The organism is Corynebacterium sp. HMSC034H07 (genome assembly GCF_001815175.1).
Taxonomy (GTDB): domain Bacteria; phylum Actinomycetota; class Actinomycetes; order Mycobacteriales; family Mycobacteriaceae; genus Corynebacterium; species Corynebacterium hiratae.
In genome coordinates, this window is the sequence record NZ_KV819523.1 from 190,212 (window position 1) to 203,277 (window position 13,066).

14 protein-coding genes are annotated in these 13,066 nt (G+C 61.5%); 2 read left to right on the forward strand and 12 right to left on the reverse strand.

Translation table 11 applies throughout. The annotated features are described in order from the left end of the window. Nucleotides 1-112: 112 nt before the first annotated feature. The 12 genes from eccB to secY all read right to left on the reverse strand — a co-directional run bounded on the left by eccB (nt 113) and on the right by secY (nt 9,713). The gene (eccB, locus tag HMPREF3009_RS05500; protein ID WP_070680569.1) at nt 113-1,372 is read right to left on the reverse strand and encodes a type VII secretion protein EccB; all 1,260 of its coding nucleotides are present in this window, start codon (nt 1,370-1,372) and stop codon (nt 113-115) included. A 53-nt stretch (nt 1,373-1,425) separates the two neighbouring features. Continuing rightward, nucleotides 1,426-2,286, reverse strand: a complete 861-nt coding sequence (gene truA / locus HMPREF3009_RS05505) for a tRNA pseudouridine(38-40) synthase TruA (protein WP_070680571.1) — start codon at nt 2,284-2,286, stop codon at nt 1,426-1,428. Between the two features lie 219 nt (nt 2,287-2,505). Next, nucleotides 2,506-2,994, reverse strand: a complete 489-nt coding sequence (rplQ, locus tag HMPREF3009_RS05510; protein WP_070680573.1) for a 50S ribosomal protein L17 — start codon at nt 2,992-2,994, stop codon at nt 2,506-2,508. Between the two features lie 79 nt (nt 2,995-3,073). Beyond that, nucleotides 3,074-4,084 (reverse strand): DNA-directed RNA polymerase subunit alpha, encoded by a 1,011-nt coding sequence (locus HMPREF3009_RS05515; protein ID WP_010189530.1) that lies wholly within the window; start codon nt 4,082-4,084, stop codon nt 3,074-3,076. A gap of 69 nt (nt 4,085-4,153) precedes the next feature. Continuing rightward, nucleotides 4,154-4,759: a 30S ribosomal protein S4 gene (gene rpsD / locus HMPREF3009_RS05520; RefSeq protein ID WP_010189536.1), complete on the reverse strand. Its 606-nt coding sequence runs from the start codon at nt 4,757-4,759 to the stop codon at nt 4,154-4,156. 21 nt (nt 4,760-4,780) lie between these two features. Continuing rightward, nucleotides 4,781-5,185 (reverse strand): 30S ribosomal protein S11, encoded by a 405-nt coding sequence (rpsK, locus tag HMPREF3009_RS05525; protein ID WP_010189540.1) that lies wholly within the window; start codon nt 5,183-5,185, stop codon nt 4,781-4,783. 3 nt (nt 5,186-5,188) lie between these two features. Beyond that, complete coding sequence (gene rpsM, locus HMPREF3009_RS05530) at nt 5,189-5,557, reverse strand: 30S ribosomal protein S13 (protein WP_039673764.1); 369 nt, start codon at nt 5,555-5,557, stop codon at nt 5,189-5,191. A gap of 187 nt (nt 5,558-5,744) precedes the next feature. Next, nucleotides 5,745-5,963 (reverse strand): translation initiation factor IF-1, encoded by a 219-nt coding sequence (gene infA / locus HMPREF3009_RS05535; protein WP_003854422.1) that lies wholly within the window; start codon nt 5,961-5,963, stop codon nt 5,745-5,747. 226 nt (nt 5,964-6,189) lie between these two features. Further along, nucleotides 6,190-6,981: a L,D-transpeptidase gene (locus HMPREF3009_RS05540; protein ID WP_070511331.1), complete on the reverse strand. Its 792-nt coding sequence runs from the start codon at nt 6,979-6,981 to the stop codon at nt 6,190-6,192. 51 nt (nt 6,982-7,032) lie between these two features. Then, on the reverse strand, nt 7,033-7,827 hold the full coding sequence (gene map, locus HMPREF3009_RS05545; RefSeq protein WP_049156995.1) for a type I methionyl aminopeptidase: 795 nt from the start codon (nt 7,825-7,827) through the stop codon (nt 7,033-7,035). 15 nt (nt 7,828-7,842) lie between these two features. After that, entirely contained in the window at nt 7,843-8,388 is a 546-nt protein-coding gene (locus tag HMPREF3009_RS05550) for an adenylate kinase (protein WP_046648459.1), read from the reverse strand. Beyond that, the gene (secY, locus tag HMPREF3009_RS05555; protein ID WP_046648460.1) at nt 8,388-9,713 is read right to left on the reverse strand and encodes a preprotein translocase subunit SecY; all 1,326 of its coding nucleotides are present in this window, start codon (nt 9,711-9,713) and stop codon (nt 8,388-8,390) included. The genes HMPREF3009_RS05550 and secY overlap by 1 nt, the downstream gene beginning before the upstream one ends. Nucleotides 9,714-10,094: 381 nt before the next feature. Between secY and HMPREF3009_RS05560 the strand changes: the two genes are divergently transcribed. Both HMPREF3009_RS05560 and HMPREF3009_RS05565 read left to right on the forward strand, forming a co-directional pair. Then, nucleotides 10,095-11,402, forward strand: coding sequence for a class I SAM-dependent methyltransferase (locus tag HMPREF3009_RS05560; protein ID WP_070680576.1), 1,308 nt, complete (start codon nt 10,095-10,097; stop codon nt 11,400-11,402). A gap of 16 nt (nt 11,403-11,418) precedes the next feature. Beyond that, on the forward strand, nt 11,419-12,900 hold the full coding sequence (locus HMPREF3009_RS05565) for an FAD-binding oxidoreductase (RefSeq protein WP_070680581.1): 1,482 nt from the start codon (nt 11,419-11,421) through the stop codon (nt 12,898-12,900). Nucleotides 12,901-13,066 lie beyond the last annotated feature (166 nt).

The window sequence follows — 13,066 nt, forward strand, 5'->3', positions numbered from 1 at the left end:
CGCGAGGAGCGTTCCTTTGCGGTGACACCACTGACAGCACCGGCCGCCCAAGGCTGGCCTATGGTGCGCCTACTCCTCGGGGCCCTGGGGTTCCTCGTCCTCGTGGCTGTTATCAGTGCTCATTCTTTAAGGCCTCCGCGCGGCTCAAGGCAGAACCTTCCGGCAGCAGACGCAGAATCTCCCACGGCACCTGCTCCGGTTCCCCCAGGCCCAGCGCGTTTAGCTCCCCGGCGCTAGCCAGCTCGTGGCGCCTGCCGGTGGCAGAGACCACGTGATAACCATGCCCGCTGTCTACGCCCACGCCCGCCCGCAGACCGGCGAAACGCTGCGCCGCCGAATCACCCGGCAAGTCCACGGTGGCTGACACCGGGCGCGTCATACCGGCTCCATGCTGGTGCGTCGCGCACAACCAGCCCTGCTCAGGAGACAGGAAGTCCATGCGGGTAGCCGGGAGGTTGAAGGTCGGTGGGACGTCGCCAAGCGCGGCTACCTCCTGCGACTGTGCCGGCAAACGCTGCGCGCCCATGCCGACGAGCATCTCCGCCTGGGTGGGAGTGATGGCGAAAACGCCCTGCTCCGTTCGCGCCCACAGCTGTTCGCCGGTATCCAGAATCTCTGGTGGCGCGGCTGGGAAACTCAGCGGCTCCAGTTCGGCGAAGGCATTGAGTAACTCCGCGGGCACGCTCCACACCGCCGTCTCCGCGGTCATCCCCAAGGCGCGGCGCAGTACCCTGCCTTGCGTGCTCGTGGCCTCGGGCAACACGACGCGCCCTTGGCCGGTGAGCAACCACTGCGTGCCCTCGGATTCCGCCACGGCGGCATGCTCTTCGTCGAACCCGGGAACGGCGTGGTGCGCCACCACGGTCACGGTGCCGACGCGACTGCTGGACTGCCAGTTCTCCCCTTCGGTGGATTCCTCCAAGCAGGCTGACCAGCTTGGCTCCTCCCCTGTCGCAGCGGCAAGGAGGTTCGGGGCATCCGCAATCCCCAGCGGGGTGCCTAAGCTTATCTGGTCTAGAAAGCTATCCCCGGCCGCATGTGGCTCCACCGCTTCGTTGGCAATGAGCCGGGCCGACGCCAGGTTAGCCACCGGGTGGTAGGTGCCATTGACCAGAGCTAAAAGCTGTCCCTCCGCAGAGCGGACCACGGGCGCATCCCCGGGTTGCGGATCCGGTTGCATCCACGCAATGAGCCCCGAACCGAGGCTAAGGAATGCGACTGCGGCTACTCCACCGAGCAGAGCGCGCCGGCGCCGTTTCAGCGGATCATGGATCATCCTGATATCGCCGAAAACGAGGCCATGCTCGAGCCGGCGCAACAAGAACTTGTGGCCCGATACCTGGGCCTTGGTAGTAGGCAACGCGCGTGCCATGAGAATCCTCCCCGAATCAGTGCACCCCCCTCCCTGGTGCAGTGGGGTCTAGATTAACCCAACTCCGTGTTTTCCGCAGCGCGACGGCTGCGAGTCATCTTCGCGCGTGCAGCCAATTGGTCTGCGTCGGGATAGTCCACGCCAACCAGGCTCAGCCCCGCGGCCGGGGCGAGGGGAATCTGGGAGGACCTGCTGGTTTCCTGAAGCATCTGGGCCGCGAACTCCACATCGCGGGAACCTTCGCCCACTCGCAGGCAGCATCCCACGAGGCAGCGCACCATGGACCAACAGAAGGCATCGGCGCTAACGTGTGCCTCATAAAGCTTCGGTTCTGCGGGCGTTGAGACGTCCTTCCACTCGAAGGCGAGCAACTCGCGGATGGTCGTGGCGTGTGGCTTGGCCTTGCAGAAGGCCACGAAATCGTTGAGACCCACCAACTGATCGGCGGCGGCCTGCATTAGGTCCAGGTCCACCGGCTTGAGCCACGTTGCGGTGTCCCGAGCGCGGGTCGGCAGCGCGCCGCGCGGATGAGTGGTGATGCGGTAGACGTAATGGCGGCGCAGGGCGGAAAAACGTGCGTCGAAATCGTGCGACACCTCGGTGCAGGCGTGCACGCGGACGTCGACCGGCAGCAGCTTGGCCAAGCGCCGGACCAGTTTGGCGGGATCGCCATCGATGCTGCGCTGACTTAGTGCGGCGTGGGTGGTGTCAAAGTGCGCCACCTGACCGCTGGCATGCACGCCCGCGTCGGTGCGCCCAGCCACCGTGAGCTCCACCGGGTGGCGCAAGACCATAGCCAGCTTCTCCTCGATGGTCTGCTGCACCGTGCGAAGGCCGTCCTTCTGCCGGGCCCACCCGTGGAAGTCAGTGCCGTCATAGGCCAAGTCCAATCGCAGACGAACGCTTTCACTCATGGGGGTTGATGATACCGTGCGCTCGACGTGCCGTGGGGACTGCGTCCGTGGTCCGTTTTAACAAATAGTGGCCTGAAAAGTGGAATTTTTGGACCCTTATTTGTTAAAACGGTACACCCCCAACACGGCTCCCCTCTCTGCGCGTGGCCCGTAGAAAACGACAAAGGCCCGCACCCCACCACAGTGGTGAGCGCGGGCCTTGCCTAGACCTCAGAAGAATTACTTCTCCTCGGTGGTCTCCTCAGCCTCGGTAGCCTCAGCGGACTCAACCTCAGCCTCTTCAGCCTTAGCTTCCTCGGCCTGCTTGGAAGCAGCAGCGCGGGTAGCGCGGTTAGCCTCAGAGGTCACGGTCTCCTCGAGAACGAGGGAGATCTGGGACATCGGGGCGTTGTCGCCGGAGCGGTTGTCCAGCTTGATGATGCGGGTGTAGCCACCCTCACGGTTCTCAAACTTCGGTGCCAGCTCGTCGAAGAGGTAGGCAACAACATCCTTGTGCGGGATGAGCTTGAGAACTGCGCGACGGTCAGCAACGGTGCCGGCCTTCGCCTTGGTGATGATCTTCTCGGCGTAAGGACGAAGCAGCTTCGCCTTAGCGTCGGTGGTCTTGATTGCGCCGTGCTCGAACAGGCTCGCTGCCATGTTGCTCAGCAGGTGCTTCTGCTGGCTGGCGGAGCCGCCGAGACGCGGACCCTTCTTGGGGGTAGGCATTATGTACTCCTCGTGTGCGGATTAATTGAGCGCGCGACGGGGCGCAAAAAGCCGCGCCGTCACGATTCAGTGGAATTCTTTACTCGGAATCGTCGGAAGCCGGGTCCTTGAAGTCGCCGGTCTCTGCGTCGTAGCCTTCGAGCTGGGTCGGGTCGAAGTCCTCAGGGGTGTCCTTGAGGGCCAAGCCCAAGTTAGCCAGCTTGATCTTTACCTCGTTGATCGACTTCTGACCGAAGTTGCGGATATCCAGCAGGTCCGATTCGGTGCACTCAGCGAGCTCACCGACGGTGTGGATCTCCTGACGCTTCAGGCAGTTGTAGGAGCGGACGGAGAAGTTCAGATCCTCGATCGGCATGCTGTAGGCGGCGATGTACTCCGTCTCCTGCGGGGACGGGCCAATCTCAATGCCCTCAGCAGCGGTGTTCAGCTCGCGAGCCAGGCCGAAGAGCTCGACCAGGGTGCCGCCGGCGGAAGCCAGGGCGTCGCGTGCGGAAATCGAGTTCTTAGTCTCGACGTCGATGATCAGCTTGTCAAAGTCTGTGCGCTGCTCAACACGAGTAGCTTCGACCTTGTAAGAGACCTTCAGCACCGGGGAGTAAATCTGGTCGACCGGAATGCGGCCGATTTCTCCCGAGGTGGCGGCAGCCGGGACGTAGCCACGGCCGCGCTCGACGACGAGTTCCATCTCCAGCTTGGCGGACTCATTCAGCGATGCGATGTGCAGATCCGAGTTGTGGATCTCCACGCCGGCCGGCGGCTGGATATCGCCTGCAGTGACCTCACCCGGGCCTTCCTTGCTCAGGTACATGACCACCGGCTCGTCGGAGTCGGAAGACAGAACCAGACCCTTGACGTTAAGGATGATTTCGGAAACGTCTTCCTTCACACCATTGATGGTGGTGAACTCGTGGAGCACACCGTCAATCTTGATGGAGGTTACTGCCGCGCCCGGGATGGACGAAAGCAGCGTGCGACGAAGCGAGTTACCGAGGGTGTAACCGAAGCCCGGCTCGAGCGGCTCGATAACGAACTTGGAGCGAGACGAGTCGATGAATTCCTCGGTGAGCTGAGGACGCTGGGAAATAAGCATGGAGTTTCTCCTTGTCGGCGCCCGCTATTTGACGCCGGTAGAAGGGGTAAAGATGAAAGTGTCGAAGGATTACTTCGAGTAAAGCTCGACGATGAGCTGCTCCTGCAGCGGAACGTCGATCTGAGCGCGCTCGGGCAGCTGGTGCACGAGGATGCGCAGGGTGTCCGGAACGACCTGCAGCCACGCCGGAACGTTGGCGTCAACCAGGCGGTCCTGAGCCTCTTCGAACCATTCCATCTTCTGGGAACGCTCACGAACATCGATGATGTCGTACTGCGTAACGCGGAAGGAAGGAACGTTGATCTTCTTGCCGTTCACGGTGAAGTGACCGTGGGAGACAAGCTGGCGAGCCTGGCGGCGGGTGTTGGCCAGACCTGCGCGGTAGATCACGTTGTCGAGACGGGACTCGAGCAAAACGACGAGGTTGTCACCGGTCTTGCCCGGAAGGCGGTTAGCCTCGGCGTAGTAGCGGCGGAACTGACGCTCCAGCACACCGTAGGTGTACTTGGCCTTCTGCTTCTCCTGGAGCTGCAGCAGGTACTCAGATTCCTTGATGCGGTTGCGGCCAGCCTGTCCCGGAGGGTACGGGCGACGCTCAAATGCCATGTCGCCGCCGACCAGGTCGACGCGCAGACGGCGGGATACGCGGGTAGCGGGGCCAGTATAACGAGCCATTTTCTTACCTCTTCCTTTCCCTTAAACCTTGCGGCGCTTGGTCGGACGGCAGCCGTTGTGCGGCTGTGGGGTGGCATCCGTGATCGAGGAAACCTCGAGGCCTGCAGCCTGCAGGGAACGGATGGCGGTCTCGCGGCCGGAGCCCGGACCCTTGACGAAAACGTCAACCTTCTTCATACCGTGGTCCATGGCCTTGCGGGCCGCGTTCTCAGCAGCCATCTGCGCTGCGAACGGGGTGGACTTACGGGAACCCTTGAAGCCGACGTGGCCGGAGGATGCCCAGGAGATGACAGCACCGTGCGGGTCCGTGATGGACACGATGGTGTTGTTGAAGGTGGACTTGATGTATGCGTGGCCAGCGGCCACGTTCTTCTTTACGACGCGACGACCACCACGGCGCGCGCCGGAACGAGTCTTGGGTGGCATGTTTTACTTCTTCTTTCCTGCGATCGTCTTCTTCGGACCCTTGCGCGTACGAGCGTTGGTCTTGGTGCGCTGACCACGAACGGGCAGACCACGGCGGTGGCGGATGCCCTGGTAGCAACCGATTTCAATCTTGCGACGAATGTCAGCCTGAACCTGGCGGCGGAGGTCACCCTCGACCTTCCAGGTAGCTTCAATGACGTCACGCAGCGCCGACAGCTGATCGTCGTCGAGGTTGTCGGTGCGCAGGTCGGGAGAAATGCCGGTCTTTTCCAGCAGTTCCTTGGCACGGGAAGGCCCGATGCCGTAGATGTAGGTGAGAGCAACCTCCATGCGCTTGTTGCGCGGGAGGTCAACACCAGCTAGACGTGCCATATGGCTAGTCCTTTCGGGTTGTTACGATGGTTTTCTCCTCATCCGTCCCCCGCCACGCATACGCTTCGACCCGGGCCGTGCCGGGGAAACTGTGGGCATGCTTAGCAGCGTGGGCTCAGGCCATCGCAGCCTGAGGTAAAAAGGACGCACGAAGGGCGCGTCCCGTGGGTGAGGAGGCTTACAGTCTTTACTTGTAGCGGTAGACGATGCGTCCGCGGGTCAGGTCATAAGGAGACAGCTCCACAACAACGCGATCCTCTGGGAGGATGCGGATGTAGTGCTGACGCATCTTGCCCGAGATGTGGGCAAGAACCTTGTGCCCGTTGTCGAGCTCGACGCGGAACATTGCGTTGGGCAGGGGTTCGACGATGCGACCCTCAACCTCGATTGCGCCTTCCTTAGCCATAACCTCTACTTTTCTGATGGAGTTCTTTTCGCCACGCTTGGCGACGCCTCCACCTGCATGTTTGGTGTCTACTGCCTGGTGTCCTCAGCAGCCAATCCGGCTGCGTACAGACACCAGCACTAAAGCATACGCTGCGAGAACGGGTTTTCCAAATACAGAAACCTCCCGTCGCACTAAAGCGCGGGAGGCAAATGGTGTCTAGCGGTGGCTTGCCCACCGCTACGTCCTAGTAGATGAAGACCTTGGAGCCCATCGGCACATCATTCCAGTAGCGCACGGCATCCTGGTGGGTCAGGCGCACGCAGCCATTGGACTGGTAGGCCGGGGAGCCCTCGTGGAAGGCGTGGCCGTTGTTCGTGAAGTACATTGCGTAAGGCATCGGTGCGTTACCGAATTCCCACGAGATCTCGTCCTTCACCTTACGGTTGATGTAGTACGTGCCGGCCGGGGTTTCCTCACCCGGCTTACCGGTGGACATGCCCTGCGCAACGTAGGTGACGTTGCCGTTGCCGTCCTGCAGCCAGGTACGGCGGCCATCGCGGTCCACGCAGATACGCGCATCTGCCGGGCACGGGCCAACATCGAAGCGCTGCGCCTGACGCTCAGCCTCAGCCTTGCGCGCGGCTTCCTCAGCGGCGGCCTTCTCGCGAGCAATCTGCTCAGCGTGGGCGCGCTCCTCAGCTTCACGAGCAGCGCGAATCTCCGCGTTCTTCTGCTCGATGAGGCCCGGGAAGACGAGCTCAATAGCGCCATCGATTACTGGGCGAAGAGCATCGACTGCCTGCGGGTTAACATTCTGCAGCGCTTCCAGCATTTGGTTGCGGCTAGCCCACGCGTTCTCACGGGTCTGGCCAGCGAACTCATCAAGCTGGGACTGGACGTTGGAGGACAGGGAATCAATAGAGGGGACCGTCTGTGCATGTGCGGCCGGGGCGACCGAGAGAGTAGCGGTCAGAAGGCCGATTGCGGTGGCTCGGCGTAGGGAGCGAGCACCAGCGCGGGAGCGAATTTTAGACATGGCAAGAAGTATAAACCTTCCGACCATGATTTCCTACCCGAAAGACGTGTTTTAGTAGCGCGGGGTCAGGATTCGGGGACCATTCTCCGTCGCCGCGACGGTGTGCTCCCAGTGCGCCGACCACGAGCCATCGAGGGTTACCACGGTCCAGTCATCCTCTAAGACCTCGCTGTCCTCAGTACCCAGGGTCAGCATCGGCTCGATGGCCAACACGGAACCTTCCTGGATGAGGGGACCGCGCCCTGCCTTGCCTTCGTTGGCCAGGTAGGGCTCCTCGTGCATCTCTCGGCCGATGCCGTGGCCGCCGTAGCCATCGACGATAAAGAGCTCGACGCCGAATTTATCCTCGGCGCGGTAAGTCGCCTGCTCGAGGGCAGCGGAGACGTCGGTCAGCCGGTTGCCCGGAACCATCGCCTTGAGGCCCTCGTGGAGGACCCATTCGGTGGCGTCGCTCAGCGCCTGCGCTTCGGCGCTGGGCTTACCGACGCCAAACGTCCACGCACTATCCCCCACCCAGCCGTCGAGAGTGGCACCGCAGTCGATGGAAACAAGGTCCCCCTCAGCCAGCAGCATTTCCTTGCTGGGGATGCCGTGGACGATGACGTCGTTGACGGAAGCGCAGATGGAACCCGGGAACCCGCCGTAGCCTTTGAAGGTGGGCACGGCACCGGCATCGCGGATGGTCTGCTCGGCCACCTCATCGAGTTCCAGAGTGCTCACGCCCACCGCTGCGGCAGCGCGTACCGCCTGCAGGGCGCGGCCGACGATCTCGCCGGCCGCCTGCATGGCATCGAGCTCGCCTGGGGTGCGGGCGGGGATGGTTTTAGTGCGTCGTCGAAAAGCCATGGCTTAAAAGGCAGATTACTTGCCCATGGCCTTCAGGGTGCGCTCGTTGATCTCCTCAACGGAACCCTCAGCCTTCACGGAGATGATGGCATCGCCGTAGTGCTCAATAAGCGGGAAGGTCTCCTCGCGGTACACGCCCAGGCGGGTGCGGATGGTCTCCTCGGTGTCGTCTGCACGACCGCGGGCGAGCATGCGCTCGACGACGACGTCCTCGGACACCTCAAAGTTCAACACGCCATCCAGCTTGAGGCCCTTGTCGTCAAGGAGCTTCGCCAGGATGTCGGCCTGCTCCACGGTGCGCGGGAAGCCGTCAAGGAGGAAACCTTCCTTGGCGTCATCCTGGTTAAGGCGGTCCTCTACCATGCGGGCGGTGACGTCAGTCGGCACCAGCTTGCCGGCATCGATGTAGGACTTGGCTTCTACACCAAGCGGGGTGCCCTCACCAATGTTGGCGCGGAAGAGGTCACCGGTGGAGATGTGCGGAACGCCGAGCTTCTCGCTGAGGAGGGCGGCTTGGGTGCCCTTGCCGGCACCGGGAGGGCCAAGGAGTACGTAACGCATTACTTAAGCAGTCCTTCGTAGTTGGATTGTAGAAGCTGGGACTCGATTTGCTTGACCGTAGTCAAGGCAACCGAGACCATAATGAGGATGGCGGTACCACCGAAGGCGGAGGTGCCGCTGGCACCTGCAGTGCCCACGCCGAGGTCCAAGAGGATATTCGGCAGAACAGCGATGAGCGCCAGGTAGATCGAACCGACGAACAGCAGGCGGTTCATCACGAAGCCTAGGTACTCGGCGGTCGGTCGGCCCGGGCGGATACCCGGGATGAATCCACCATACTTCTTCATGTTGTCGGCTTGTTCCGCAGGGTCGTACTGAACCGATACGTAGAAGTAGGAGAAGAAGATGGTGAGCACAAAGTAGAGGACGATGTACTGCCAGGAGCTCGGTGCTTGCAGGTGAGCAATGACGTTGCGCTGCCACCAGTTATCGGAGACACCCGGGGAGCCGGAGTTGACGATCTGGGTGATGAGCACCGGCATGTAGATCAGCGAGGAGGCGAAGATGACCGGGATAACGCCGGCCTGGTTGACCTTGAGCGGCAGGTAGGTGGAAGAGCCACCGTACTGGCGGCGGCCCACCATGCGCTTTGCGTACTGCACCGGGATACGGCGCTGACCCTGCTCGATGAAGGTAATGCCCGCGACGAGAACGATGAGGCCCGTGAGAACCATGGCGAAGACCAGACCACCATTGTTCTGGAAGATGTTGACGCCGTCGGTAGGAAGGCGGGTAGCAATACCGGCGAAAATCAGCAGCGACATGCCGTTGCCGATTCCCTTCTCCGTAATCAGCTCACCCATCCACATCACCAGGATTGCACCAGAAGTCATGGTGATAACGAGCACGACGAGGGTGAAGAAGTTGCGGTCCTCCGCCAAGACGCGCACGCCCTGGCCCAGGAGCTGCTCGCGGTCCGCCAAGGCCACGATGCCCGCGGACTGCAGCAGGGCCAGCGCAAGGGTGAGGTAACGCGTGTATTGCGTCATCTTCGCCTGACCGGACTGACCCTCCTTCTTCAACTGCTCGAAGTGCGGAATAACCACGGTGAGCAGCTGCACGATAATGGACGCCGTAATGTACGGCATGATGCCGATGGCGAAGATCGACAGCTGCAGCAGCGCACCACCGGAGAACAGGTTGATCACCGAGTACAGGTTTCCGGACTCCTCCGTAAGGTCACGAAGGCGACCGGCGATGGTGGCGTAATCAACGCCCGGCGACGGGATCTGCGCGCCAACGCGGTAGAGAATAATCATCACGAGCGTGAAGATGATTTTCTTCCGCAGGTCGGCATCTTTGAAAGCCTGCAAAATGGCGGACACTACTCAATCCTCCTGGCCTACCGCGCTTGCTGTGCGGTTCGAATTCGCCGCGCACGGGGGTGGATCTCATCTGTTCCCAAAAGTTAAGAACCTTCTTAAGGTCCTTCATAGGAACGCTTGGACAGTTTTGACCCCATTACCCTACCAGCCCCGCCCCCTTTCGCCACATTGGCCCCGCGAAAACCAGGCTTATCCTTCTCGGATTAGTTTCCCCCTTAGCGCCATCGACGCATGAGGCCTACCATGGACCGCGTTGCCCTAAGGCAATGTCCTTACAACATTTCTACGTCTTTTCGACCTCTCAAGCGGCGCCCCGGGGCGCCACAGAGTATGGCCGTCTTCTATCTGCCTAACCTTAATCCGAAAGTAGTATGTAGTTTTATGAGTAAGCGATTCTCCCCAATGACCGTGGCTGAGATCATCGATACCTTCGTTCCCAGCCCCAACCCCTTCCGCTGGCAAGCTTTCGACGGTTCCGCAACCGGCCCAGCCGACGCGCAGTTCACCGTCAAAATTAATAACCTGCAGGGTCTGGCCTACATCGCCACACACCCGGGCGATGTAGGCTTCGCCCGCGCCTACGTCACCGACGGAATCACCGTCGAGGGGGAACACCCGGCACACCCCTACGGCATCTTCGACGCCTTGCACGCAATGTATGACAAGTTCTCCCGCCCGGACGCGAAAACCCTTGCCCGCGTCGCGCGTTCCTTGGCTTCGATGGGCGCTTTTCAAATCCAGCCGGTCCCGGATGTCGAGCGTGCCTCGTGGCTGCGCCGCAAGCTCCATGAGGGGCTGTCCAAACACTCCAAGGAGCGCGACGCAGAAGTCATCTCCGATCACTATGACGTGGGCAACGACTTCTACGAGCTCTTCCTCGGCGACTCGATGACGTACACCTGCGCCTACTACCCCTCCCCTGACGCCACGCTCGACGAGGCCCAGGAAAACAAGTACCGCCTCATCTTCGACAAGCTGCGGCTCAAGGAAGGCGACCGCCACTTGGACGTCGGCTGCGGCTGGGGCGGCATGGTGCGCTACGCGGCCAAGCGCGGCGTGAAGTCCTTGGGAGTCACCCTCTCCAAGGAACAGGCAGAGTGGGGCCAGGCCAAGATCAAGGAGGAGGGCCTAGAAGATCTCGCGGAGATCCGCTTCCTGGATTACCGCGACGTCACCGAGGAAGGCTTCGACGCCATCTCCGCCATCGGGCTGCTCGAGCATATCGGTGTCAAGAACTATCCCAGCTTCTTCAGCTTCCTCCACGGAAAGCTCAAGCCAGGTGGTGTGATGCTCAACCACTGCATCACCTACCCGGATAACCATAAAACGCCGAAGGGTGGGTTCATCGACCGCTATATCTTCCCCGACGGCGAGCTCTCCGGCTCCGGCACCATCACCAAGTGCATGCAGGATGCCGGATTCGAAGTTGTCCACACGGAATCCCTTCGCTTCGACTACATGCGCACGCTGCATGATTGGTGCGAGAACCTCAAGGAGACTTGGGAGGAGGCCTGCTCGCTGGTGGGCCTTCCCACTGCCCGCCTGTGGGCCATCTACATGGCCGGCTCCGAGTGGGGCTTTGAGCACAACATCATCAACCTGTACCACTTCTTGGGCGTCAAACTGGGCGATGCTGGCTCCCGCGCCGGCGTGCCCGAGCGCCGCTGGTGGGAAGATTCGCGCTTCTAAATCTTGAAGGAGTTCTATGTTGATCGATCTCATCCGCAATCATCGCAGCGTCGACGCAATCGAAGTCCCGCCGGTGGGCTGGAAGGCGCATGAGGAGGGCGTCGACAAGCTCCTGCGTAGCTTCCACGCGGTGCCGAAGGATAAGCGCGTACGTTTGGCGAAGAAGACCTCGAACCTCTTCCGCGGGCGCAGCGAGCAGCAGGCGGGCCTCGATGTGTCCGGCCTGGGTGGGGGCATTGAGGTCGATCCGATTGTGCAGACCGCCGAGGTCCAGGGCATGTGCACCTACGAGGACCTTGTCGACGCCACCTTGCCGCACGGGCTCATGCCCTTCGTGGTGCCGCAGCTCAAGACCATTACGCTCGGCGGTGCGGTGACGGGCATGGGAGTCGAGTCCACGAGCTTCCGCGACGGCCTTCCCCACGAATCCGTCCTGGAGATGGATATCCTGACCGGCACCGGGGATATTGTGACGTGCTCGCGCGAGGAGAACGTCGATCTCTTCCGCCTCTTCCCCAACTCCTACGGCTCTCTAGGCTATGCGGTGCGCCTCAAGATTGAGCTGCGCGCGGTCAAGCCTTACGTGGAGCTGCGTCAGGTGCGCTTCAACGACCTCAACTCACTCACGCACGCGCTTGACGACGTCTCCCGCACCCGCACCTACGACGACGTCGAGGTCCACGGCCTCGATGGCGTGGTCTTCTCACCGGAGGAGTCATACCTCGTCATGGCTCGTTTTACGGATGAGGAAGGGCCAACCTCGGATTACACGCGGGAGAAAATCTTTTATCGCAGCCTCCAGCACCAGAGCGGGATCCGCCGCGACCGCCTCACGGTGCGCGACTACATCTGGCGCTGGGATACGGATTGGTTCTGGTGCTCCCGCGCGTTCGGCGCGCAGAATCCGCGCGTGCGCAAGGTGTGGCCGCGACAGCTGCGTCGTAGTTCCTTCTACTGGAAGCTCGTGCGCCTAGACCGCAAGTACGAGCTGGAATACAAGTTCATCAAGAAGCCGAAGGGTCTGCCCCGCGGCGAGCGCGTGGTCCAGGACATCGAGGTCACACCGGACAATCTGCCGAAATTCTTGGATTGGTTCTTCCAAGCCTCCGATATCCAACCGGTGTGGCTCTGTCCGATTCGGCTGCGCGAGGGCGTGGAGGACCTCATCGGCACCGGCTCGCTTGCCGCCGATTCCCCGGCCCCGTGGCCGTTATACCCCCTGCGCCCAGGACAGACCTGGATCAACGTCGGTTTTTGGTCCGGCGTGGAGGGCAATCACGTCGATCCCTCGGCCCCTGGCAATGGCGCCTTTAACCGCCTCATCGAGGCCAAGGTCAGCGAACTCGGCGGACATAAATCCCTGTACTCAGAGGCCTTCTACTCCCCCGAAGAATTTGCCGAGCTCTACGGCGGCGACCTGCCGGAGCGCATCAAGGCCGTGACCGACCCTGATGATCGCTTCCCGGGCCTCTACGAGAAGACGGTCAACGACGCCTAACGGCCCCACCGCACGCTGTGCCTCAGCATCACCACGGCATACTGTGCCTCAGCATCACCGCCGCGCCTTATGCAACCAACTAGGCCCGCATAAGTTTCTCACCATAAGGTTCCTCTCAAAAGGCATTAATACCTTTTGAGAGATGCCTTTTGCGGGCCTCCCGCAG